The sequence below is a fragment of the Methanosarcina soligelidi genome (genome assembly GCF_000744315.1).
Lineage (GTDB): Archaea > Halobacteriota > Methanosarcinia > Methanosarcinales > Methanosarcinaceae > Methanosarcina > Methanosarcina mazei.
The window spans coordinates 15,248-39,577 of sequence record NZ_JQLR01000001.1 but is presented as its reverse complement, the minus strand read 5'-3'; the positions used below and the strand labels follow the sequence as shown (position 1 = coordinate 39,577).

The following is a 24,330-nucleotide window of genomic DNA, read 5'->3' as shown; positions in this document are numbered from 1 at the left end:
CTGCTTTAAAATTTTCCAAGTTTTTCTATGCTTTCCCTCATGGGCTCCGTAGAGAAGAGGCTTTTTTCAAGCCTTTCCGTAAACTCTTCCAGAACGGACACAGGGATGTAGAAGTCAGGAAACGGAGGTGTGAGTGTTTCAGGTTCGATTTCTCCATTTTCCACGCTTCCTGAACTGAGCCCTGGAAGGACAAGAAGGAAAGACAGGATAAGGACTGAAATTACATACTCTCTCCCATAAAGTGCCCACGAAGTTATATTTTCCCCAGCCGGGTAGAAAATCTGGCTTATATAAGCCGCAGGCCAGGATATAAAAGGCAGGGTCGAAGCTGCGGGGTGAGACAGCAGTATGCTGAATATAAGGGCTACAATTATTCCGAATCCGGTTTTTTTAATAAACGAACGCGCTCCCGGAGCAAACCACCATTCCCACCAGGCGTGTTTTGGCTTCTTTGCGCGAATACTTTTAAGAAGAAGGGCCGCGGGCTGTTTTATCTTTTTTGAGTTTTCAAGCTTCAGGCATTCTTCGAGCCTTTCCGAGGCTTTTCGGAAATAATGGACTTTGCAGTAGCAAAGCCCTAGGAAATACAGGGCATAAGCCCTAAGTTCACTGTCTTCGGCTTCCCTGCAAACGGCTGCCTTTTCAAGTTTTCCGGCAGCTGTAAGAAGGGCGTACCTGAAACGTGCGCTGTCTTCATCAAAAAAAGATTCTGCATATATATACCTGGCATATGCATCCCAGAGCATAAGCCTCTGGTTCTCAGTATCAAGAGTAAGAGCCCGCCTGAAGGAATCAAGGGCGTTTTCACATTCCTGTTCTTCAAGTTCTACTCTGCCTTTCAGGCTTCTTGAATATGCATTATCAGGGGCTTCCGCAATAGAAGCTTCAAGCTCCTTTAATGCACCTGTGCTGTTCCCAATAATGAAGCAAATCTCTGCAAGCCCGTTTCTGGCATGAATGTTTTTCGGGTTTGCTTCAATTGCTTTCCTGTAAGCTCGAAGGGCTTTCTCGAGGTCTCCCTGCTTTGAAAAGGCAAAACCCAGCAGGCATAAGGAAAGGTCGGAATCACAGTCTTTTAATGTCAATTTCTCCAGGAATTCGGCAGCTTTCCCAAATTCCTCAAGCCTTATGAGTGCAAAGGCTTTCATAACAGAAGCCGGAACATTTTCAGGATCTAAAATAAGGACACTATCGAATTCTTCAATTGCTTTTTTCCATTTTCCGCAGTGCGCAAAAACAATTCCTTTTCCTGAGAACGAAATTTTTCCGTTTCCCGAAACCTTTCGGGCATCCTCAAAGGCTTCAAGGGCATCTTTGTACCTGCCAAGAGCATCAAGGGCAAAACCTTTTGCATTCCTGAGAATTTCCAGTATGGGCTTTTTGCCGGCAAAATTCATGGCAAAATTCATCATCCAGGATTCTTCTGCCTTTTTTTCTTCATCCGGATCTCCTTTTCCTTCCGCACCCATGTTTGTGTAAAAAATCTCTTCTGCCTGCTCAAAGAGCACCAGAGCTTCTTCATATCTCTTAAGGCATATTAAGGAAATTCCTTTGTAAACAGCTGGAGTTATATATTCCGGGCTGTACTCTGCTGCCCTGTCAAAAGCTTTAATAGCTTCTTCGTATTCCCCAAGTTCGGCAAAAGCAAGCCCTCTGCATTTCCATCCCTCAGAGCCTATCTTATTCTCAGATAGCTTTCCTGACAATTCAAGGTATTTTTTAAAAGCGGTCTGGAACTGGTTTTCAAGTGATTCTCCAGAATTCTTTAGTCTGGCTTTAAGTCTGGAAAGGACAATTCCTTTATTGTATCTGGCAGGCAGGCTTTCATAGTCAAGAGTAAGGAGGTTTTCATAAGCTTCCAGGGCTTCCCTGTATTTACCGAGTTTGCAGAGAGCATTTCCCTTCCCATTCCAGGCAAAAGCATTTTCAATATCGAGGCTCAGAGCCTGTTCAAAAAACTCCAGGGCTCTGGTCAAATCCCCGAGCTCGTAATAGATTTCCCCGATTCCGCTCAGGGTACAGCTATTTTCAGTTCCTAACGCGAGGGCTCTTTCATAAGCCTTCATAGCTTCGTAATATTTCCCGAGGGCAAGGAGGCAGCTTCCCATTCCTCCCCAGCTCTCTGAATTTTCCGTGCCTTCTTTGAGCGTTTTACTGAACGAATCGAGAGCTTTCTGGTAGTTCCCAACAGCCAGAAGAGCTTTTCCCTTATTGATTTTTGCCTCAGTAAGGGAACTGTCTATCTGAAGAACACTTTCAAACTCCAGAAGCGCTTCTCCGCATCTTCCCAGACTCCCCAGCAGCCTGCCTTTTTCCAGCCTGTTTTCTGCGTTCATGGGCTCAAGTATAAGGCTCTTCTCAAAAGCTCCAAGAGCTTCTTCTCTCCTTCCTATGCCTTTCAGAATTTTACCCTGGGTCTCCCATGCTCCTGCGGAAGAGGGTTCAAGTTCAATAGCTTTCTCACACGCTCTCAGAGCTTCTCTTCTCCTGCCCAGGGATAGATACGCTTTTGCCTTTCCCTCCCATGCTCCTGCATGTGAAGGCTCAAGTGCCAGTGTTTTTTCAAACGCTTCCAGAGCCTCCATACATTTTCTCAGAATGTAGAGAGATACCCCCCTGTAGTACCAGGCTCCGGGGTTATCAGGGTTTATTTTAAGAGCTTCTGAAAGAGCTGAGACTGCCTCAGTATGCCTCCAGAGCTGGTTTAAAGCAAGCCCGCTGTAATAGAGTGCTCCTGCGTTTTCAGGATCTCTTTCGATTACTCCTCTGAATGCTTCCAGAGCTTTTTCCGGGAGGTTCAAATACCCCAGAGTAAGCCCCTTAAAGTAGCGGGCCGGGATGTTTTCCGGGTCAAAAGCAAGAGCCTTTTCAAAAGCTTCCAGGGCTTCGTCAGGACGGTCAAGGTATCTGAGTATATTTCCCCTGTACTGCCAGGCAACCGTGTCCTTAGGGGTTATCTCAAGCAGGGCATCAAAAGCCTCGAGAGCTTTTTCAAAATTTTTCTCTGACCCTATAGGATTTTTGAGATTCAAAAGAGCAAGAGCTTTGCTGTACCAGGCTCTGGCGTAAAGAGACTGCATATTCCCCCGGGAGTTCTCTTCTAAAAATATTTGTGTGAAATTATATACGCTCCCGGCTATAAATATGATTGCAGAAAAGAGTTACTGATCTATAATTTGGATTTTTCTGATAAAATGAAATAATAATCAGTATAAAAATTAAAATTCAGCAAAAAAAAGCAAAGACCAGTAATGGATTTAACAATCCTTAAAAATAATAAAAAATAAGTGTTGAAATTAAAAATCAATAGAATAAATTAAAAGTCAGTAGAATAAATAAAAGTCAGTAGAATAAATAAAAGTCAGTAGAATAAATAAAAGTCAGTAGAGTAAATAAAAGTCAGTAGAATAAATAAAAGTCGGTAAAATAAATAAAAACAGACATCTTGAAGTTAAATTCCATTATTTCTTCTTTTCTGGCGGGAGTTTGAATATCAGCCTTACGTTTCTTAAGGTCAGGTTCCTGATGATGAGAGGTTCAGGTCTCAAGCCCTTTATTTTCAGATTTTTTATGTTCGCTTCCTTTATTGTGATGATTTTTGTTTCTGTGTTTTTCTCTGACATGTTACCTCTTTGCTTTCCTGACGTCTCTTAATGTCAGGTTCCTTATAATAAGAGGTTTCGGTCTCAGGCCTTTTACTTTAAGGCTTTTTATGCGAATATTCTTTACTCTGACTATTTTTGTTTTATCTTCCCCAGGCATATTTTATCCCTATCCTTTCCGAAAGCGTCTTTGTTTCCTTAATGTATTTTTTAAGTATAATATTCTGATATATTCCGAAGCAGTTTTCTGCCTCTCTTTTTAAGTCCGGTTTTTTCACAGGTTTTTTCGAGACGGTAAAAATCAGAAATATTACTTCTAATAGAAATTAGCATACAAAATAGATAAAATCTTGCATAAAAGTAGTCCTTAAATCTGATTTATTTATTTTCAATAATGTAATTTTTGGGATTTGAAATTATATAATATTGAAGCAAACTCTGGCTACTTAAGGAAAAACAGAGCCCTGTAATGTCGGAAAAAATCTGAAAGAAATCTGAAAGAAAAAACTGAAAGGTTTCAAAGAGATCCTCAAAAAATTCAAAAAAAGACCGAAAACTTTAAAAAGTCCTGAAATATTTAAAAAATCCTGACCTATTTAAAAATCTTGAAATATTTAAAAAAGACTGAAAAATTCAAAGAAATGATCTGAATAATTTAAAAAATCCTGGAATATTCAAAGAAAGGATCTGAATAATTTAAAACATCCCTGAATAATTCAAAAACCTCATAAACTTCCAAAGAAAAGATATGCGGTATTTTCTTCTGTAAAAAGACCTGAGTAAAAGGAGCTGCAGGAAAATTCCTGCGCTCCGGGTTGAAAAATGAGTTATGATTTCCCTTGCGGGTTATTTCTTGAATTCGGTGTAGCCGCACTTCCCGCAGGCGAGGCGGTTTTTGTGGTCGGCAAGGAATACACCGGGTCCGCATCTGGGACAGAACTGTTTGAGTCTGGTTACGGAGTCGCCCTGGACTTTGTAATAATCTTTTACTGCCATGTTTATACACCTCGGTAAGGCTTAAGCCTCTTCTCCCTCAGTTTCCGAACCAGGGACAGCGTTCCTTTTAAGGACATATTCCTGTTCTACCTGTTTCATGCGGTCTGCGTCTTCGTAGAGCTTTGCATAGCCCTTGCTTTCCTGCATACCGTATTCGGTCTTGATCCTCTGGATAACCAGCAGTTCAAGGGGAGCATTTAACATTGCAGCAAGCTTGTTCCTTACATCATTTCTGGAAGGAGTCGAACCTTCATATTTCACAATGAAATCCAGTTCCCTTCTGTTTAAAAGTGGATTCTTTTTGTCTTTAATTATCTTTATGTCCATCTAGGATTCTCCGTATTTTATCCAATTCATTATTCTGATTTTTACTGATAAGCTTTTCAAAAAGAGCTCTTATTTCCTCTTTCTTTTTCTCGGTGACCTCTACAAAGACCACGCCCTCATCGGGCTGTCCGTAAAGGACAACAGACCCCGGTGGAGCCAGAAGGATTACCGGAAGGGTTGCCAGATCTTCTTCTCCCCTTACAAAAATGCGGAGAAGCTTTTCCGAAGCAAACGCTTCGCAGAGAGTTCTTATAAGCTCATCGGTGATTATTCCTGCAGGATTGTCAACCGAAACTTCTTCATATACTTTGTCCCTGTTCCGGACCGAAACATCGCTGGATACCGGTTTCCTTTTGGTTCGGTCATCCACAATACAGATGTCCGGAATAATTCCGGCTTCGAGCAGGTGGAAGGTAGTAACATCCCCTACGGATATAAGTTTTGTGGGGCTTGAAAGTTCCCCTGCAAACTTCTCTATCGTATCCCTGCCCTTTCCTCTGTATAAAATACCGAGGGGTTTTTTCATAAGTGGGCGAAGTTCTCTCGGAAGTTCGATATGAACACTCAACTCAGCGCACCTTCAAAGCAAATCTATCCGGGATGTCAACCCCGAGTCTTTTTGCGATTTCCGAGCGTTCGGTATCAAGAATAATAACAAGTCCATTCCATTCTTCTGCAAGGTCTGAAGTTCCGCAAACAGGACATGTTTGCCCTTCGAGAACCCTCAGGCAGTGTCGACAGACTTTTTCTGGCATTGCAATCCTCTCTTTTGCCTTTTTTTACTCAGGCAGCCTCTTCACCTGGGGTTTCTTGAGGCTGTTTCTTTCTGCGGGCTTCTTCGAGCCACTGAAGTTTTCCAAGGGCTGTCTGGCGCATGGTAAGTCCTATCTTGCTTTCTTTCGGCTCCCTCTCATTAATGCTGACCGCGACAATTCTGGCCCTTACATGGTCGCCTTCGGCAATTGACTTGCCTCCGCTTTTAGTAACAAGCCTTGCATTTTTCGCATCATAGGAAATAAAATCATCAGTGATCTGGCTGACGTGTAGCAGCCCGTCCATTGGTCCCATCCCTATGAAAACTCCGAAGCCTACAGCCTCAACGACTTCGCCTTCTATGATTTCCTGGAGATCAGGGTAGAACATTATCGCTTCAAATGTCACATCGTAGTACACAGCCCCGTCTCCGACAAGGATATGTCCTTCTCCGACCTCGTCAATATTGTAAACAGCAACGAGAGAGCCAAGTTTCTTGTCTACCTGCCCCTCAAGTTTCTCCCTTAATGCATTTTTAATAGTGGGCATTATTTCTTCCCCGAGAAGGGTAGGAGGGATACGAACCGTATCAACGAGTTTCATTAATTTATACATCTGCTAATCACCCGTAAACTTAATCAATCGAACTGCTGCCCCGGAATCTCCGGTGGGTTTTTCAAACAAAATCCAGTTTGTTTTTCTGGCGCAGGGATATGGTCTGGATCCCGCTTTCAGCAAGCCTGCGCTTCAACCCTATATCGTTTGTCAGAACAGCCGCTCCCATCTCTTTTGCGAGCCTGAGGATCACATCATCAGCAGGTCCCTTGCCTGCGATCCGCATGCACCTTTCCATCATGGACCTGGCAACCTTTGCGGCTGTCCTGTTTGAACCTTTCTCCCGCTTTATGAGTTTTTCTATTTCAAATACAACAGCTTCAGGCACATAGAACTCATTAAAACCCAGCCTTTTCAGCTCTTCAAAGATATCCACTCCGAACTGGACAGGGATCATGAATCCGTTGGTGTCAATTATAATTTTCAACTCTTTATTACCCCTACTCCAATGAGCCGCCAGCGGGAATCGACTCTCCTGCTGATCGCAACCATAGCTCCTATGGCTGCACTTATCGGACGCTTGAGTGCCACCTGAGCTTCATTCTTCCGGGCACTTGTGACCACACCTACAGTTGTAGCGGTTCCTATGTTGAGCATAAGGGGTTCACTGGTCTTGATTTCATTAATTTTCTCTTCCCTGGTAACTCCCACAACCCTGTCCAGAAGATGAAGCTCCATAACAAACTGGTGCCTTGTTTCAGGAAGGGTACCCGGAACACCTGCCATCTGCCCCGTAAGGGAGTCTCCCTTTGTCAGGGTAGGGTCAAGATAAGTTCCTACGGCAAGAAGCCCTCCGGGGGTTGCTTCATCTACCTTTGTTGCTCCTGCATAAATTGATGAAACCGTGGTCAAAATAGGGATCCATCTGGTGCTGCCTTCTGTTGTGACCTTTATTCCAGGCCTGATTTCAAGCTCGTCTCCGGGATGAAGCACGCCCTCGGTAAGGGTTCCTCCTATAACTCCTCCGCGGATTTCCTCAATTGAAGCACCTGGTTTATTAATGTCAAAAGACCGGGCAATCAGCATGCTGGCTGGCTTATCTACTTTATGGGAAGGAGTCGGGATCTGGGTTTCCAGGGCGTCGATGAGAATATCAATATTAATATTCTGCTGGGCAGAAATAGGGATTACAGGTGCATTTTCGGCAACAGTGCCCTTGACAAACTCTTTTATCTGGTGGTAGTTCTCGATAATTTTTTCCCTTGACACAAGGTCGATTTTATTCTGGACTATAACAATGTTTTTAATCCCGATGATGTCCAGGGCCATGAGGTGTTCCTTTGTCTGGGGCTGCGGGCAGTCTTCGTTTGCGGCAATTACAAGCACTGCCCCGTCCATAATTGCAGCACCGGAAAGCATGGTTGCCATCAGGGTTTCGTGCCCGGGAGCGTCTACAAAGGAAACTGTCCTGTGCTCTTCCGTTTTTTCTCCGCAGTTAGGGCAGGTTTTTTCGACAGTATAACACTGAGGTTCAGGACATTTCGGGCATTTCATGAATGAGGAATCTGCATACCCCAATCTTATCGAAATTCCTCTTTTTACTTCTTCACTATGCGTATCCGTCCACACGCCGGATAAAGCTCTAACAAGTGTGGTTTTTCCATGGTCGACATGACCTACCATGCCGATATTAACACAGGGCTGACTCAAGTTGTAGTTTCCTCCAGTAGAGTGAAAATAATCTGATATAAGGCAAGTATTTTTTCCGAAACCTGTGCCTTCAGGACTTTTTTCTTCCCTGGGGCTTTCAGATTTCAATTCCAAACCTGGTCTGATTCTTAATTTTATTATGTGATCCTTGGTTTATTGTAATTGTAACTTAAAGAGAGATCTCATTACGGTTTGAATCCCGCAGATTCAGGAGATCTTTTTAAAGTTTACGGTTTCTGCACAATTTATATCTACTAATGCCGGAAAGCCTTAATAAATTTATGTGACGATCATATCAAGCTTCTCGAGCTCCAGAGCGCGTCTTATCTCAAAGGCAAGCCTTCTGCCCGTACTCATCGGTTTTCTCCAGAGTGAATTGCCATAGGAATGACCCACTGACATATGCACATTTGTCCCGCCGCCTACTCTCGGGGCCACATCATAAATATAGAAATTAAGGTCCTTGTCCACACAGGTCTGGAGGCAGAACGGTCCTATAATTCCAGGAGCATAGTGCTCCTGAGTGGCTTTTACGTATTTTTCTCCCATCTCGAAGACTTTGTCAAGAAGAGATTCACGAAGTGTCGCAGAGTTATGTCCGCAGACCGTATATTCAGGAGTGAGCTGGTGAGGTGCAAGAGCCATCTGCTGCGGGGCAGGAAGCCTTACATGCCCGTCAAGGCTGGTCTCAAAGCGCCAGTCAACGCCAAGTAACTCCAGCTTGCTCATTTTCGGCTCGATAGGAGAGTAGAACATGTCAAGATTGAACACTGGTCCTATAATATAACGCTCTATCCTGGCATTTTCAAGGGCGTCGCGCGTAATTACTCCCTGCTTTATAAGAGCTTCGGATTTCTCCTGGTATTCCTTATAGCTTGAAGCCGTAAAAAAGCCTCTCTCGAGTTTCTTTACTGCGTGTGGAAGTTTTACCATTACGAGTTCGTTGATGTCCTCTGGAGATTCTATTTTCTCAGGGAAAGGAAGCCCTGCTTTTTCGAGGATCCAGTAGTAGCTCTGCTGTTCGCTGCGTTCCTCACTTCTCAAAAGGTTCCTGCTTCCTACCATGGGGACCCTGAAATTATCTTCAATCTCATCTATGCTGCAGTAGGAAGTAAAAGAACGGTTAGGGATAAAGAGCACTTTTTCGTCAACCAGTTTCTGCTGGTTCTGGGGCAGAAGGATTTCATTATACTTCTTATATACAACTGTTTCATCGACAATCCCTCTTTTTATTCTTCCGTAATGGTCTCTCTGAGCCCTGAAGTATTCAGTGTAAGTCTTCTCCCTTCCTGCCTGGCAGACTGCAAGGGTCCTGAAGTCTTCTTCAACTGCTCCGTCGCAGATGTCGAGCCCTGAGTGTGAGGCAATTGCCCCTATTTTTATCTTATCAGCGTGCGCGTAATAGCCTTCAACAATTTCCTTTATTTCTTTCCTGTCAATCATATGTGATATCTCTCAGCTTTTTCGAGGTAGTGATACTTCCGTGAGATGGTGATCAGGCACTGGCCTGTGTGATTTTTGATCTGTATTGAAGCAGTATTTCCTGAAATGCAGGTCCCTGTGCTAGCCTGCCGTATTTTGTTAAACAAAAGTTCTGATCGGATTTTTCCCCATTAACGGCTTTACCTATTAAAACCCTTTCTAATAGAAGTAATCATTTATAAATATAGGGTAAGCTGAGGGGGCATATAATAAAGGTATGGTGAAGGGCTGGTTTGCCCTCTCACGGCAGCTCTGTTTGTCTGATTTTTAGAGGAAATTCAGGATCAAAGGTGTAATAAAGGTCTCAACTATAGCTGCCAGAAAGAGAAGTGGCAAAATCCAGCGAAAATAAAATTGTAGTCCTTCCTTAAATTCTTTTTTTATTTCAGTAGGCCTGCCTATAAGGGCGGCAAAAACCTGGTGCCCCAGTCTGAGCCCTATTCCGGCTGACAGAAAAACCATAGGCAGCTCCACGATTCCGTGAGGAAGGAGAGCAAGGACTATAAAAAGGAGACCTCTTTCCTGGGCTACTATATGCGAGATAACTCCCACAATATACCCGTTGAAAGCGATGAACAGTACAGGAAGGACGCCAAGGGCAAGCCCCAGCACAAGAAAAAGCAGGCTTACAAAGGCATTGTTCAGAAATATCCCGAACATAATGACTATCGGGGGCATTGCAAGAAGGGGTGCAAAACGGGCACTGAACCCTTCCATGAGTTGGTCCGCCATCTCCGGAAAATTTGCCGATGAATGATAACCTGCAAGCAAAGCCCCGAAGAACACAAAGGTAATAAAAAGGACATAAGGCTGGATGAAGCGCAGGTAGCCCGTAAATTCTGATATCTTTGAGGCGCCTCTCTCTTCAGGCAGGGATTTTATTTCCCTGCTGCCAGCCAGATAGGCATTCTCTTGCGGAGGGTACGCTTTTTCTTCCTTCCCCCCGTCAGGAGTTTCTGCTATTATTTCTCCGTTTTTTTCCCGTGAATATTCTTCTTCTCTTTCCATGTTTATCCCCAATAAAACCTGACACATTGAACCCCGGTATCAGCGAGGCACCTGTTTCCTGACTTTTCAGATGCCAAGCATCATCCGGATTGTATTCCGGGTTGCCGGAGAAAGCCCGAGGATCAGGATGACCATTTTAATCAGCATTTTCAGGTTGGTTGACTCATCATCTTTCTCGAACTGGGTATCAAGTGCGTAAAGAACCCCTACGAAGATAATTATCTTCAATGGATACATAACCAGTGCAGTATCCGTAAGTTTAATAAGATATGAGGGGAGCACGTGTTTTTCGAAATACCCGAGTTTATCTATCCCTATATATGTCGAAGAAGCATCCAGCATATGGGCAAGAAGGATGGAAAGGTTCAGGGGATCAGTGAAAATCGCGGATTTTAAGTGTCGGGCAACCAGATAAAAGACAAATGTTAGCCCTGTACCTGCCCCAAGCACAAAAACCGGAACGTAAGGGACTACAATGTCCTCAAAATACAGCAGGGCTCCGAGGTTCAATAAAAACCATGCCAGCCCGAAGCCTGCAAAGGCAGGATGATAATCCTTTACAAGCCCCGCCTTCTGCAGCCTTATTGAGAGCCACAGGCAGATCACTGTTATTCCGAAGACCAGGAAATAAATGTTCGGAGTTATAAGCAAATAGCTGAAAGGGGGGTGAAAGATGTTAGCAGGCGAGTCTTCGAGCACACGCAGGGAGGAGCCCGCAAGCACGAATGGCAGGAGCGAGAGAATGAACTTTGGGGTTATCTTCACTTCCATCTTTTCAAGAAGCCTGAAAACCCCGAAAATACAGATACCCAGTACCACTGCCCAGGTAAATGTGTTTACAATGTTATACCCCTCATCGCCCTTTATGGGGTCAAGATAATAGGTATTGATAAATTGTGAAATTTTTTCCATTAAAAAACTCATCTTATCACTCATTTAAAATGGCAATGACCTGATACAATTAATACTCACAGTATAGGTGAATAAATACTCACAGTATATAGCTGAATAAATACTCACAATATAGCTGAATAAATACTCACAGTATATAGCTGAATATGTTTACTGCATTATAATCTGGAATAAATTTATCTTTTAATTCCGGGTATGGTGGCTCAACCGTGAACCGTGTTCGGTTTAATTACAGATATCTCTTTGCTTTCTCCAGGCTCAACTTTGATAAAAAGCAAACATATTGTGAGAGTCTTATATTATATGTGTATTATATAACTATCTTTTTATAATTCACCTTTGCAGTTACATCTGCGGTAAGTGTTAATAAACATGTCAAATAAGTGCTAATAGACATCTGAAGTAAGTGTTTTAAGTAAGTGTTTATAGACATGTCAATAGAGAGAATTGGTTTAAGTAAATTACCCTGAATAAACGCCTGTGTTCTGGAAAAATATCTGCATTTAGCCTGAAACAGGCTTTGAAATTTGACATTTCCGGAAGAAGAACCAATGACTGAGAAACCAAATAGGCTGAAACACCAAATAGGCTGAAACACCAAATAGGCTGAAACACCAAATAGGCTGAAACACCAAACGGACTGAAACACCAAACGGACTGAAAACCAGAAAAAGAATTCAGGTTTTAATTACCCGAGTCATTCCTTTATTTCTTTTGAGATTAAGTTAAAGAATTAAGTTTCCCTATTAAACTATGTATACTATCTTTCGTAAGTTACCTATGTATTCTGCAAGCATTATTATCCGCAGCTTCAGTTTATAGATATTTGCTGGCAGATATCTGCTGGTGTTAAATACTTTATAAATATAGATATTTGACATAACAGTGCATTTATTATTCCCGGCAAGCGGGTTACTCACTGACTGGATGGTTTAAGCCGGGTTTATATACTCAATCAATTAACTCTAATTAACTCTATTATAAATTATCATTATCACGATCAAAAATTCATGCGGGTATGAAATTGACCATTAATAAAAACAGCGCAAAATGGATGCAGCTTCCAAGAGACGTGCTTGTCGGGCACGGCGTCCTTGAAGAAGTGGGAGATGTCTGCAGGGATCTGAAACTCAAAGGAAATGCGCTGATAGTCACCGGAAGCACTACTCAGGATGTTGCAGGCAAAAGAGTCAGCAGACTTCTGGAGGACGCAGGGAACAGTACGGAAACGGTCCTTACGTGCAGGGCAACCATGGAAGAAGTTGATAAATTAATGGAAAAAGCCCTGAATACGGAAGCGACCTTTTTGCTCGGGGTGGGAAGCGGCAGGTCTATCGATCTTGCAAAACTCGCTTCCACCAGGCTTGAAATTCCCTTTATCAGCGTGCCCACGGCAGCCTCTCATGACGGCATCGCATCTTCTCGCGCCTCGGTAATAGACAACGGAAAAAATGCTTCCATACAGGCTCAGGCACCTCTTGCTGTGATTGCGGATACTGAAATTATTTCGGCCGCTCCGTACCGGTTCCTTGCAGCGGGCTGTGGAGACATCATTTCCAATTATACCGCAGTCCTGGACTGGGAGCTTGCAAGCCGTCTCCGAAACGAGTATTTCGGGGAATACGCTGCTGCCCTCTCCAGAATGGCAGCAAGGGTGGTAATAGAAAACGCCGATTCAATAAAGCCAGACCATGAGACTTCAGCCAGGCTTGTGGTAAAAGCTCTGGTCTCAAACGGGGTCGCAATGAGTATTGCAGGCTCTTCAAGGCCGGCTTCGGGATCGGAACATATGTTCAGCCATGCCCTTGACAGGATTGCCCCAAAGGCTGCGCTTCATGGAGAGCAGTGCGGGGTTGGTACAATTATGATGATGTACCTGCACGGAGGAAACTGGCAGGAGATCAGGGATGCTCTGAAAAAAATCGGGGCTCCCACGAATGCTGAAGAGCTCGGCATAGAGGATAAATATATAATTGAAGCGCTCCTGCAGGCGCACAGCATCCGCCCGGACAGATACACCATTCTCGGAAATGGTCTGACGCTCTCGGCAGCTGAGAAAGTTGCAAGAATCACAAAGGTCATAAATTGAAAAGTTGTTTTATTCAGGCTGAAATAGAAAATTATCAATTCTCCAAAACATCACGAAGCAATATGCTATAAATAAGCAGAATCTTTTAACGCAGGATTCGATTTAATCATGATCAATTGTTCATTCAAATTCAAATGATTTATCTGGTTGATGAATTCGGCTTATTCGGGATAATCCAACTCTAAAGCCTTATTTCATGCCAGGATTCAGTACCGGACTCAAAATTTTTGGGATAACTCAGGTATATCCTGAAAACTCAGAAAAGGCCCGAAAAAAATTTAAATGGAAGAACTATTATGACAGAAAGCGATACCAAAATAACACTCATCGGATCACGGCTGGCAAGGGAAGGTCTGGAATTCATATTCAAAGGTGAAATGCCTGAATGTAAGAAATGCCGTTTGAAGAACACCTGCCTTAACCTTGAACCCGGGCGCAGGTATAAAGTTGTTAGAATTAAAAGCCAGGATATACACGAATGTTTCCTGCACGACAGCGGGGTTCTTGCGGTGGATGTCAGCAGGGCTCCCATCACAACAAGTGTGGAGTCCAGAAAAGCAGTTCAAGGGGCAAAAATTATGTATGAGCCCGCCAAATGTGGCAAGAGAGAGTGTGCTGAGTATGAGACATGCCACCCTGAAGGGCTTATAAAAGGGGACAAATGCAAAATTGTAGAGGTCCTCGAGAGCCTTGATTCAAAATGCGAAGCCGGCATTTCCTTGAAAAAGGTAAAGCTTGCGTGGTGAACATAAACAAACACCTTTTAGTAATAGTAAGACTGATTAATAATAAAAAAGGTTTATAAGCGGTGTTAAAAGTGCCTGAACATGAAATGAACCAGGTCCTCCCCTATGAATTTTATACCCAAAAGCGCTGGGAAAACTGGCTCGGACGGGCAAAGGAAAGCGGTTTTCAGATCAAAGAGTCCGAAGAAGAAGCCGGCAAGGAAAGTGCTGTATTCGTTAATATGGTAGATGATGTAATTCTTGCCTGCCTGAAAGTAACCGCACGCTTTGAAAAGGAGATGCTCTCCAAAGAAATGGCTTTACAGATTCTTGAGGAGATGAGGGATATCGTTCTTGCCGAGGTCGAACCTATTTCCGAGGATATTGACCTTATGATTGATTCTGTACAGACCTCTTTAATGGGCGCACTTGTGGCCTTTGAATGCTATGTCATGGGCGACTACGAGGAAGGAGCAGATATCAATGAGCTTATAAAAGCAGCAATCGATGCCGAAGCCTCGGATAACCTTGAACTCGCTCTTGATTACACTGCACAGTGCGGTGCAATAGTGCTCAAAGGGCAGACCCTGCCGGAAGAATTAATGGCTGATCTTCCATACGGAATTGTTGCAGAATGGCTTGACGGGATTGATTCTATCTCAGCAGCAATGGTAGGAAGCGACAGTTATAAAGAATTCGATGAAGATGACGAGGACGATGCAATATAACGTCTTTATTTACACCACATCTTCCTCTTACACTTTTCTTCAAACATTTTAAATCTTTTTTTCAGTGACCTGAATTATTAAATATTCCAGATTTAAAATGCTCAGGGTTTTCAGTATTTAATTTTTCCAAAAATTTAAATTTTTTATAATTCTTTAAATACTCATTTTTTCCATAACTTTTTCATATACTTCAATGGTCTTTCTGGCTATTGTCTCCCAATTGTATCTCTTTTTCAGGAGGTCGTAACCTTTTTCTCCCATCCTGTTGCGGCCGAGCCCTTCAAGTACGTAGTTGAGGCCCCAGGCAATGGAAGATGGCTCTTTATGAGCAATGATTCCTGTCCTGAAGTTTTCGACAAGGGCGACTGCATCGCTCGCAACGACCGGTTTTTGTGCGTCCCATGCTTCAAGCACAACTATTCCGAAGGGTTCATTCCGGCTCGGGACACATACAAGATCGCAGGCATTGTACCAGTCTATAAGGGTATTGTCAGGTGCGTAGCCGAGGAAATTGCAGGAATTCCCAATCCCAAGCTTTTGAGCCTGGTATTCGCAATGGGTCCGCATCTCTCCTTCTCCTATGAGAACAAACTGGGCATCGCGCTTCCTCAGGACTTTTGCTGCGGCTTCAACAAGCAGGTCAGGCCCTTTCTGATAGGACATCCTCCCGGTGAAAAGCACCACAGGAAGACAGGGGTGTATACCATAGTTTCTTTTTATTTTTCCAGGGTCAACCTGTCTTTTTATTTTTCCCACATTTATTCCGTTAGGGATTTCCCACATCTTGTAATCGGGAATTTTGTATATGTGCTGGACTTCCTCTCTCAAAACTCTGGAAGTCGTAATTACATCGGAAGCTTCATAGCCTCCAAGCCATTCCCTGTGTGAGATCTCTTTTGCTTCCCACCAGTCTCCGTGGCGGTTTCCGTTGCGCCCCCATTCCGTGCTGTGGAAGGTCAGGACAAATGGCAGCCCGAACTGGGCTTTAATTCTGCAGAGAACATTTACAGGATGCCAGTCGTGCCCGTGGAGGACATCAAACTCTCCTGCCTTTTCCCGGACATCCAGGAAACGGCAGTACATGCCGTCACACATCCTGTTCATCTGTTCCACTATTCCTCCAGTCCGGTCGCATGCGATCCTGTGATAGTGGACTCCGTTAATTATATCATCATTATTTTCTTGACCTCGGGTAAATAGGTGAACCTCATGCCCCTCAGCTACAAGGGCCTCGGAGAGTTCGGACACGTGAGGGGCGATCCCTCCAACACGTATTGAATGCAAACTTTCCCAACTAAACATTCCTATTCGAATTTTTTTCATAAACTCACTTGTTCCTTTTTGTCTAAGTGAAGGATACCACGGTTTTTCAAAAGTTACAGGCTTCCCCCAGCCCGTCCTGTTCAAACCTTCCAGTTTACCGGAACAGACTTATTTTCCGGATTGGTAAACTCAGGTTGTGCCTTTTCCTACTTAATTTTTCCGTGCGCATTCCCCTCTTAAAAAATCCTTCTCGCACTCTATTTGTAACAGGATTTTTGTCCAAAAGATTTTGTCCAACCAATTTTATCTAAATAATTTTATCTAAATATAACTACCTGTTACAGGGCAATTTTTCCTGTTAAAGATGTAATCTCTATATTTCCCTAACTTTATTCCTTATTTATTATACATAAACATATCTCTGGTTTTTTCTACATGTTTAGGGTTTGAGCCTTTCACCCCGTTTTTATATATTCTGAACTTATTTTCAGATGGCTCATTCATTTCCTTTAAGGTATGAAGCTGCCTTTTCGGGAGAAACGGTATTAATGTAAATCCCTGTGTTAAGTTCAAATCCCGCAGCTGTGGAAAGCCTGGGAAGCAGCCTGAGGTTCAGATGATACTCCGGAGTTTCAAAAAGCTGATAGAACATATAATTATAGGACAGGTTTCCAAGTACTTTTGAATATCTTCCGAGCACATCCCTTAATATCTCTCCAAGGGCAAAAAGGAGCCCCGAATCGAGCCCTCCAAGAAAGTTTATGTGTTTTTTCGGAAGAATCCATACCTCAAAAGGCACGGTTGAGTAATAAGGGGCAAAAGCTATAAAACCGCTGTTTTCGAAGATAAAGCGCGGGGAAACTCTTTCTTTTTCAAGGAGAGTGCAGTAAGGGCAGTTTTTCAAACCTCTTATGGATGCCAGCTCCTTTTCAACAAGCTGAGGGCAAACCGGCAGGGCTATTAACTGGCTGTGAGGATGGTCCTGGGAAGCGCCTGCCTCTTTTCCGGAGTTTTTGAAAAGGGATACGTAAGAGATTTTCTCATGAGCCGCGTAGTGGCATACCCTGTCCCTGTAGACATTCATCAGACCTGAGATTTCGGCATCCGAAAAGTCCTCAAGTCTTTTCCCGTGCACAGGAGACTCAACTATCACTTCATGGAAGCCGAATCCCGGAATAACTTCAGGGTCTTTTTCACGGGACTCCGGCAGGGTTGAAAAAGGAGAAAGTGCAGGGTAAAGGTTTGGAAAACAGCGGAAATCCCAGCCGGATATTCTTTTTTCCCCTGTATCGGCAAAGATTTCCCCATTCTTATATACAGCAGTTGCAGGAGGTGTTTTTTCTTCATTTCCCTCGCAGAATACACAGTTTCCAGAACCGTTTTTTCCGGAACCCCCGGATGCCACTGCAAAGTCTGAAGGCCTTTTTGCCCTCTCTTTGGCAATTATGCAGTATTCGCAGAGGAAATAATGCTTTCTTATTTCTGACATCCTGAGACCTCAATATATGTATCTCAATTTTTCCTTCCGGCTTGCCTTTTTCAATCTGTTTCTTTTAACCTTCTTCTTTCAGCCAGCTTTTCAATAAATTTTTTCAACCTTTTCTTTCAGCCAGTTTTTTCCGCCTGTCCCTGTTTACTTTTTGCTTTTTGCGGGGTTTTCATTTTCCCGCATACAGAAGTGTGCTCCGCTGATCAATTCATAATATTGCTCAGCTGGCTTTCTCCAATCCATGTCCTTTGCAAGGAGAAAAGCTTCCCTGCAGAGCAGTTTGTATTTTACTCTATCGTCTACGAAGTTTCTGGTAAAGTAACTGATTGCCAGGGCATATTCAAGGACTGTTTCGTAATAGGAGAGGTCTATGTTGTCCACCACTATCACTCCACCCAGGCCCTCTATCAGGGACTCGATGGTTTTTATGGCATCGCTGAAGCCGCAGACCCGGCTTACCACACTTGGTGTCCCTTCTCTTCCTGCTTCAAGCCCTGTGAGCAGGAAAGGGTCATAGCGAGAGGGGAAGACCCCGGCACAGCAGCCTGCCATAAAGTCCCTTACTCCCATACCCAGCCCTCCGTCTGTTTCTGAGATTATCTGGGGGTAGAGGACAGCAGCAACTGAATGCTTCCCTCTTACAAGTTTTGGGAAATCCAGCCCTCTTTCTTCTATCATCTGCTGAAGCCTGAGTTCGTTTCCCACAAGCACATCTTTTGGCAGGTGCACAGGAAATCCTTCGGGAAGGTCAGCCTTCGGGCCTTCTGCTGTTACAAGGAAGCAGATGACCTTTATTTTCTCTTCCATATGCCCTTCCAGAATGCTGTTCCTTATTATGTGTTCAAGAGCCACAAGGGAGTCCAGAAGGTCAGGGTATCCTTTATTTTCAACCTCTATTCGGGAGATTGTGAAAATAGGGATGATCTTTTCGGGCTCGATTTTTTCCCCTCCGTAATACCTGTACAGGTTTTCGGAGAGGAAATTTCTGATCCCTGAGAGGCATAGTTCTTTTCTGTTCCAGTCTATTTTTTCGGACTCAATGGTTATCCCGTTTCTGATGACAATCCCGTTTATCCCGTAAAAAAGCCTGGCTTCCTGGCGGGTAGACTCCCCTACTGCAGTAACGGTGTCCGCATACAGGGCAAGGGCTTCTAGTGAGGCAAGGTTTTCAGGCACACCAGGAGGCCATGTACTGTCATTGTTTCTCCTTTTTTGAATGGAGCTGTATCCTGCAGCCCTGCCCGGAAGGGTTGCATGCAGAGTCGCAACGGTATTTATCGGGATCCCCAGTTTTTTAAGTCTTGCAGGCGCATAAAATGTCCCGAACTCGTGGCAGTGAAGGGAAATCCCGGGACAGGGAATAAGGTCCTTGCCAGCACCTTCTTCTGCCCAGGTGTCTGCAGTTCTTGGAGCCGAACCGATAAGAAGCCGGATAAGCTCTGAAATTGAGTGTGAAAGGGAAAGGTAATGGGTATATTCCGCACCGTTTGGAAGGCTTTCATATTTGAGGGAATCAAGCCCCAGAAGCTCATAGGCTTCGGCTTTGATGCGGCTTTCGAGAGTCATCTCTTTTCCCATATATGATGAGCGAATTTTCCCATAATCCGAGGTCTGGAACTGCAGGTAGCCTATCCTGGTCTCTCCTGCCATTTCCTCTCCTGTGAAGACCTTAATGCCTTCGCTTTCAAGGGTTTTCAGGCATTTTTCCAGCTCCCCGTCCGAACTCAGAGGGGCAAGCCCTTCCATATCAGTAATTCTATTCAGGCCACGGTTCCAGTCTGCGCCCCTGTGCCCGAAATAAGGGCCTGCGACAAGGATTTCCGTATTTTCTTTTGCTTTTATTTTTCCGGAATCAAAAAGTGATGCCAGAGTATGCGCTTCTTCGTCAATGACGTTCCAGATCCCGCCCATTTTGTTTGATGCAGGCCCTGCCTCTTCTCCTGCAATAATTATGAAATGGTTTCCCAATTCCTGAATTCCCCCTCAGGCTTTTTACTGTTAAATTCTGTGTTAATTTTTAGTTTGCTGTTAATATTTATTATCTCTATAAATTGATAAAGGAAACTGATGAAGACGGGAAGTTCAGGAAATAAGCAGGAAGGAGAATAAACAGGGAGAGGGAATGGGCGGGAAGGGGAATAAGCAGGAGGGGGAATAAGCAGGAGGGGGAATAAGCAGGAGGGGGAATAAGCAGGAGGGGAATAAGCAGGAGGGGGAATAAGCAGGAGGGGGAATAAGCAGGAGGGGGAATAAGCAGGAAGGGTATAAGCAGGAAGGGTATAAGCAGGAAGGGTATAAGCAGGAAGGGTATAAGCAGGAAGGGTATAAGCAGGAAGGGTATAAGCAGGAAGGGTATAAGCAGGAAGGGTATAAGCAGGAAGGGTATAAGCAGGAAGGGTATAAGCAGGAAGGGTATAAGCAGGAAGGGTATAAGCAGGAAGGGTATAAGCAGGAAGGGTATAAGCAGGAAGGGTATAAGCAGGAAGGGTATAAGCAGGAAGGGTATAAGCAGGAAGGGTATAAGCAGGAAGGGTATAAGCAGGAAGGGTATAAGCAGGAAGGGTATAAGCAGGAAGGGTATAAGCAGGAAGGGTATAAGCAGGAAGGGTATAAGCAGGAAGGGTATAAGCAGGAAGGGTATAAGCAGGAAGGGTATAAGCAGGAAGGGTATAAGCAGGAAGGAGGAAATAAACAGGATAAGGGCCGGGAAACTTAAGCCCGGCTAAGGCGGGAAAATAGAGCCGGGAAAAAGCTTTTCGGATAAGAGGCTTCAGGCCTGCGAGCGAGGGCAGGCTTCGAATACCGAGGCTTTTGTTTTTGCGTAACAGTTTTCTATCAGGTGTAAAGTCCCTTCAAGTTCCGTAACTTCAAACTCAAAGAGTGTTGAGAATTCTTTTACGCAGGCATCAAAATCTTTTTCATAAGCCAGTCCCGTGTCCAGTCTTGCAACTCTTTTGTAGCCTGCATAATCAAAGACGAACTTTGACATGGATATATCATCAGGGTTCTGGCTCAGACCTGAGGTTCTTATCATTTCCCTCCAGTTTACAGCCCACATGGGTGTCAGGAAAAAGGTTCCTACTCCTCTGCAGCTTTTCAGGACTTCAAGGTATTGTTTCCTCCCACCCAGAACGGCTCCTATGCAGTCGTCAACGATTTCTCCGTTTTCTTCTTTCAGTATGCAGACCTGGCAGCCAAGGTCTTTGAAATCCTCTTCTATTTTCCCGAGCACGTTTCCGCAGAGCCCGTAAAATAGCAGAATCCCGTCCGAACAGGAAGACATAAGCTCGACTTTTGAGTAAACGGTCTTTTTAAGGTTTTCAGGGATTGCGTGGAGGGCAAGCTCAAGCATATAAACTATCAGGGTCAGGCCTTTTCCTGCCTCTGAAGACTTTTCGGGGATTTTCTCGGGGGAAAGAGCAGTATATGCAAGTCCTGCTTCAGCCATCTTTTTCATTATGCCCACGCAGTCTTCATTTTCAACTACAAGCACTTCTTCAATCTCGGGATCGTTTTCCAGAAGGTGCATTATCTCGTCTTCGAACATCCTGCACCCTAAAATGGTTATTACCGGCATGTAAGCTCCTCTGGCACGTGCAACTTACTATTTCTTTTTTAAAAACTGATAGGGAGGTCCCTGAAACAATTCATGCAACCAGCATGTGTCCGGAATAATATTTTCCTATTTTTAATAGATATCTCTCTATGAGAAATATATTGCACTGCTTATATATCTGAGCGTTAAAAAAATATACTGATTAATCCTCAGGTATATTTCAATAACCCGGTATAATGCTTTCAGGACAATTTCTAATTTCAAAGCTGGCCTGAAACATTCTCAAGTTTTAAGCGGCCTGAGCAGCATATTCTGCATCATTTTGTATGATTTTTGTGCAATTTCAGTGCTGCCTTCAAGTTCTATAATCTCAAAACCGAAGTTAAGAGCAAATTCCTCTATCTTTTTTTCAAAATCAGGTTCGTAGGAGAGCCCTGTATTGACTCGTGCTACTTTTCGATACCCGAGTTCTCTCAGGTTTTCCGGGGTGAACTCAAAGCCCCCTATCATTCCTTCAAATGTCCCGAAAGCGCTTTTCCAGTTTACTGCCCACATCGGAGTTAAAAAAAAGGTATCACTATAGCTTTTAAGAATTTCCCGATAGCGGGAATTGCCTCCAAGGGCTGCTGCAATACAGTCGTCAAGAGGCCGGGCTGTTCCTCCTGTGCTTCTGTCCTGAAGAAGCTGTAGAGAGCACCCTGTATATGCAAAATCTTTCCGCATCTTTGAAAAAGCATGCCCGCAGAGCCCGTAAAAAAGGAGAATTCCGTCTGTAAAACCGGACATAAGGCTCAGGTTTGTATATGTTTTGTTTTTGAGCCTGGAAGGGTCTGAATGAAGTCCTATCTCCTGAAGCTGGACGATGACACTGAACCCGTCACTTTTCTTGAGGCAGGCTTTTATTTCATGGACAGGCAGTGCCAGAGGTCTAAGACCCTGATTTTTAAGTTTATCCTGGAGGCCTATATTTTCTTTGTTTTTTACGAGGTAAACCCTTTCCACTTCAGGGTCACCTGAAAGTACGTGGACAATTTCGTCCTCGAATACCCTGCAGCCGATTATGCCCATTACAGTCATAATACAGGCTCAACCAGGGACTATTAATAAATATCCTTATCGGGAGAGCTAATAACTCTTAGCTGAAAACAAGGTTTTTTAATTTCCTGTTCCTTTTAGCTCCATGCCTGATAGTAGCCATCTTTTTCCAGGACTTTTACCTGAAGAGAAAAAAGCTCGGAGAGGTTTGCGTCTGTAAGGACTTTTTCCTTATTTCCGTCCCTGAAGACTTTCCCTTCTTTTATAAGGACCACCCGGCTTATTTCCGGGATAACGTCCTGAAGGTTGTGAGTGACAAGGATTACATTTTTCCCCGAGCCGGCTATTTTCCGGACACTTTCACGGAAACTGTGCATGGCTTTTAAGTCAAGGCTGTTTGCAGGCTCGTCAAGGATGAGGGCCTGTGGGTCGTGCACAAGGGCCCTACCTATAAGCACTCTTCTTGCTTCTCCTGTTGAAAGTTCGTGCATAAATCTGTCTGAGAGGTGAGAAATCTCAAGGAATTCAAGGATTTCTTCTGCTCTGGCTTCCATTTCAGGGGTAACTTTGTGGTTGTAGTATATTCCTATGCTGCTGAAAAACCCGGAAAGTATCACATCAAAGACCGTGATCTCGCGGCAGCATGTCTGCTGGAGTTCCCCGGAAACAATCCCGAGAAGTTTTCTGAGGTCAAAAACGTGCCATGTTTCTTTTCCCATGATTTTCAGCACAAGCCCTTCTGCTCCTGCCAGAGGGTGGTATTCTTTTGTCAGGGTTTTTATCAGGGAAGACTTTCCCGAACCGTTGGGCCCTATGATTGCCACGTGTTCTCCTTTCTCTATTGAAAGAGATACGGAGTCGAGGATCTTTTTCCCGCTCCTGACAACCGTAACATTTTTCATTTCCAGCAGGGCAGGAGAATTTTCCGTTCCTGCATTTTTCAGTTTTTCAGTCATTGGTACCATCTTTTGAGTTTGGAATCCTAATTTTAGCAGCATTTAACTTAGGCCAGCAATCCGGCTGTTATTTCCGCGGAACTCTTATTAATTTCCCATTCATTATCTTATTAATTTCTCATTCATTGGTTTCCGACTCATATGTTTTTAACTCATATATCCGGCTTATATTTTTTCGGTTCATTAGTTTCCAGCTCATATGTTTTCGGTTTATATATTTCCGGTTAACATCAGTGATGTCTCTGGATTTTTCGGGATTATTAAATCTTTTGCCGGAGAGTTCCTTTTGGTTTAAGCTCCCCTTTTTAATCTTTTCTATCTCTCAGATAGTCCTTTTATCTTACATAAAATCCTGAATAGAAAAAAGCTTTAAAGTCTTTATTTGGTGACGAAACTATATATTTTAGCCAGCTTAGTTTGTGTATTGGATATGCTGTCTAAATTTTAACGGTAAACGAGATTGAAAGCCATTAATTATCTCTTTTTTATAATATTTCTCAAAAATATCCGTCAAATTAATATTTTACTGTTTTATTGCTAATTTAAGTTTATTTATGTCTTTATTTCGTATTTGGCAGCTTATAAACACTTTAAATATTATTAATCCTCTTTACTCTTTCTTTACTAAAATTTCTAAGTCTCTATCTTAGTTTCTTATGTTTATATAACCCTAAAAAATAGAGTCGCATCTACTGAAAAACAGAAGGGTATTTTAGGGAGGACTTTTGTTGGAAGTTAGTTACACTAGGAATTCATTCTGGACGTATCTGTACGATATTCGTTTTATCATCCTTTTTTATGTGATAGGGGACTGGGCGTCTACCTTTTACGCACTGCCATTCGGTACGGAATATAACCCTGTTCCTGCAATGATTCTGGAAAATTACGGAATTTACCATCTACTGCTCATAAAATTCGCATTCATTCTTCTGCTCTTTTACGTAGCTCCAATAATTAAGGCATCAAAAGGGCGGTGGGAGCTTACAAAACGAATAATAGAATCCGTAGGCATTCTTGTCACTATAAATAACCTCATGGTGGTCTGGTACGGAAGCAGTCTTATAGAGTCTCTCGGGCTGATCTGACCCTTTCACCAATGGCAACAGTTCCTTCTAGCAGCTCTTCCAACAGCTCCTCTAATAGT

At 43.5% G+C, this 24,330-nt stretch carries 24 protein-coding genes; 5 read left to right on the top strand and 19 right to left on the bottom strand.

What is annotated here, in order from left to right:
- Positions 1-5: 5 nt before the first annotated feature.
- The 13 genes from M886_RS00160 to M886_RS00110 all read right to left on the bottom strand — a co-directional run bounded on the left by M886_RS00160 (position 6) and on the right by M886_RS00110 (position 11,357).
- Positions 6-3,080 carry a tetratricopeptide repeat protein gene (locus M886_RS00160; RefSeq protein ID WP_048038323.1) on the bottom strand — a complete coding sequence of 1,025 codons (3,075 nt, stop codon included), beginning with the start codon at positions 3,078-3,080 and terminating at the stop codon, positions 6-8.
- A gap of 381 nt (positions 3,081-3,461) precedes the next feature.
- A complete protein-coding gene (locus M886_RS18485) occupies positions 3,462-3,623 on the bottom strand; it encodes a hypothetical protein (protein ID WP_155395183.1) in 162 nt (53 codons plus the stop codon).
- Position 3,624: 1 nt separating this feature from the next.
- Positions 3,625-3,762: a hypothetical protein gene (locus M886_RS18480; protein ID WP_155395182.1), complete on the bottom strand. Its 138-nt coding sequence runs from the start codon at positions 3,760-3,762 to the stop codon at positions 3,625-3,627.
- Between the two features lie 686 nt (positions 3,763-4,448).
- On the bottom strand, positions 4,449-4,598 hold the full coding sequence (locus tag M886_RS00155) for a 30S ribosomal protein S27ae (RefSeq protein WP_011032551.1): 150 nt from the start codon (positions 4,596-4,598) through the stop codon (positions 4,449-4,451).
- Positions 4,599-4,619: 21 nt separating this feature from the next.
- Positions 4,620-4,925, bottom strand: coding sequence for a 30S ribosomal protein S24e (locus M886_RS00150; RefSeq protein ID WP_011032550.1), 306 nt, complete (start codon positions 4,923-4,925; stop codon positions 4,620-4,622).
- Positions 4,906-5,493 carry a GTP-dependent dephospho-CoA kinase family protein gene (locus M886_RS00145; protein WP_011032549.1) on the bottom strand — a complete coding sequence of 196 codons (588 nt, stop codon included), beginning with the start codon at positions 5,491-5,493 and terminating at the stop codon, positions 4,906-4,908. Before M886_RS00145 ends, M886_RS00150 begins: the two co-directional genes overlap by 20 nt.
- A 1-nt stretch (position 5,494) precedes the next feature.
- Positions 5,495-5,680, bottom strand: a complete 186-nt coding sequence (gene spt4, locus M886_RS00140; protein ID WP_011032548.1) for a transcription elongation factor subunit Spt4 — start codon at positions 5,678-5,680, stop codon at positions 5,495-5,497.
- A 28-nt stretch (positions 5,681-5,708) separates the two neighbouring features.
- Positions 5,709-6,293, bottom strand: coding sequence for a DNA-directed RNA polymerase (locus M886_RS00135; RefSeq protein WP_011032547.1), 585 nt, complete (start codon positions 6,291-6,293; stop codon positions 5,709-5,711).
- Between the two features lie 61 nt (positions 6,294-6,354).
- On the bottom strand, positions 6,355-6,720 hold the full coding sequence (locus M886_RS00130) for a PIN domain-containing protein (protein ID WP_011032546.1): 366 nt from the start codon (positions 6,718-6,720) through the stop codon (positions 6,355-6,357).
- Positions 6,717-7,943, bottom strand: a complete 1,227-nt coding sequence (gene eif2g, locus M886_RS00125; RefSeq protein WP_048051595.1) for a translation initiation factor IF-2 subunit gamma — start codon at positions 7,941-7,943, stop codon at positions 6,717-6,719. The genes M886_RS00130 and eif2g overlap by 4 nt, the downstream gene beginning before the upstream one ends.
- 279 nt (positions 7,944-8,222) lie before the next feature.
- Positions 8,223-9,386: a formate--phosphoribosylaminoimidazolecarboxamide ligase family protein gene (locus M886_RS00120; RefSeq protein WP_015411206.1), complete on the bottom strand. Its 1,164-nt coding sequence runs from the start codon at positions 9,384-9,386 to the stop codon at positions 8,223-8,225.
- A gap of 306 nt (positions 9,387-9,692) precedes the next feature.
- Positions 9,693-10,433: a stage II sporulation protein M gene (locus M886_RS00115; protein ID WP_048050431.1), complete on the bottom strand. Its 741-nt coding sequence runs from the start codon at positions 10,431-10,433 to the stop codon at positions 9,693-9,695.
- Positions 10,434-10,499: 66 nt separating this feature from the next.
- Positions 10,500-11,357 carry a DUF63 family protein gene (locus M886_RS00110; RefSeq protein WP_011032542.1) on the bottom strand — a complete coding sequence of 286 codons (858 nt, stop codon included), beginning with the start codon at positions 11,355-11,357 and terminating at the stop codon, positions 10,500-10,502.
- 1,006 nt (positions 11,358-12,363) lie between these two features.
- Here M886_RS00110 and M886_RS00105 point away from each other — a divergent pair.
- From M886_RS00105 to M886_RS00095, 3 genes are all read left to right on the top strand, one after another.
- Positions 12,364-13,434, top strand: coding sequence for an NAD(P)-dependent glycerol-1-phosphate dehydrogenase (locus M886_RS00105; RefSeq protein ID WP_011032541.1), 1,071 nt, complete (start codon positions 12,364-12,366; stop codon positions 13,432-13,434).
- A 296-nt stretch (positions 13,435-13,730) separates the two neighbouring features.
- The gene (locus M886_RS00100; RefSeq protein ID WP_048037915.1) at positions 13,731-14,180 is read left to right on the top strand and encodes a UPF0179 family protein; all 450 of its coding nucleotides are present in this window, start codon (positions 13,731-13,733) and stop codon (positions 14,178-14,180) included.
- Positions 14,181-14,251: 71 nt separating this feature from the next.
- Positions 14,252-14,887 carry a DUF2150 family protein gene (locus tag M886_RS00095; protein ID WP_048037916.1) on the top strand — a complete coding sequence of 212 codons (636 nt, stop codon included), beginning with the start codon at positions 14,252-14,254 and terminating at the stop codon, positions 14,885-14,887.
- A gap of 153 nt (positions 14,888-15,040) precedes the next feature.
- Here the strand turns inward: M886_RS00095 and M886_RS00090 are convergent, their stop codons facing one another.
- The 3 genes from M886_RS00090 to M886_RS00080 all read right to left on the bottom strand — a co-directional run bounded on the left by M886_RS00090 (position 15,041) and on the right by M886_RS00080 (position 19,607).
- The gene (locus tag M886_RS00090; protein WP_048037966.1) at positions 15,041-16,210 is read right to left on the bottom strand and encodes a glycosyltransferase family 4 protein; all 1,170 of its coding nucleotides are present in this window, start codon (positions 16,208-16,210) and stop codon (positions 15,041-15,043) included.
- A gap of 436 nt (positions 16,211-16,646) precedes the next feature.
- Complete coding sequence (locus M886_RS00085; protein ID WP_048038140.1) at positions 16,647-17,639, bottom strand: galactose-1-phosphate uridylyltransferase; 993 nt, start codon at positions 17,637-17,639, stop codon at positions 16,647-16,649.
- 144 nt (positions 17,640-17,783) lie between these two features.
- Positions 17,784-19,607 carry a glycosyltransferase family 4 protein gene (locus tag M886_RS00080; RefSeq protein ID WP_080925741.1) on the bottom strand — a complete coding sequence of 608 codons (1,824 nt, stop codon included), beginning with the start codon at positions 19,605-19,607 and terminating at the stop codon, positions 17,784-17,786.
- Positions 19,608-19,888: 281 nt separating this feature from the next.
- Between M886_RS00080 and M886_RS19485 the strand changes: the two genes are divergently transcribed.
- Complete coding sequence (locus M886_RS19485) at positions 19,889-20,365, top strand: histone H1-like repetitive region-containing protein (protein ID WP_084685117.1); 477 nt, start codon at positions 19,889-19,891, stop codon at positions 20,363-20,365.
- 44 nt (positions 20,366-20,409) lie between these two features.
- On the opposite strand, the gene M886_RS00075 is transcribed toward M886_RS19485, so the two are convergent.
- The 3 genes from M886_RS00075 to M886_RS00065 all read right to left on the bottom strand — a co-directional run bounded on the left by M886_RS00075 (position 20,410) and on the right by M886_RS00065 (position 23,186).
- The gene (locus tag M886_RS00075) at positions 20,410-21,216 is read right to left on the bottom strand and encodes a DUF1638 domain-containing protein (RefSeq protein WP_048044931.1); all 807 of its coding nucleotides are present in this window, start codon (positions 21,214-21,216) and stop codon (positions 20,410-20,412) included.
- A gap of 261 nt (positions 21,217-21,477) precedes the next feature.
- Positions 21,478-22,272 (bottom strand): DUF1638 domain-containing protein, encoded by a 795-nt coding sequence (locus M886_RS00070; RefSeq protein ID WP_015411196.1) that lies wholly within the window; start codon positions 22,270-22,272, stop codon positions 21,478-21,480.
- 95 nt (positions 22,273-22,367) lie between these two features.
- Entirely contained in the window at positions 22,368-23,186 is an 819-nt protein-coding gene (locus M886_RS00065) for an ABC transporter ATP-binding protein (RefSeq protein ID WP_015411195.1), read from the bottom strand.
- Between the two features lie 728 nt (positions 23,187-23,914).
- On the opposite strand from M886_RS00065, the gene M886_RS00060 reads away from it, so the two are divergent.
- Positions 23,915-24,271 (top strand): hypothetical protein, encoded by a 357-nt coding sequence (locus M886_RS00060; protein WP_011032519.1) that lies wholly within the window; start codon positions 23,915-23,917, stop codon positions 24,269-24,271.
- The last annotated feature ends 59 nt before the right edge of the window (positions 24,272-24,330 follow it).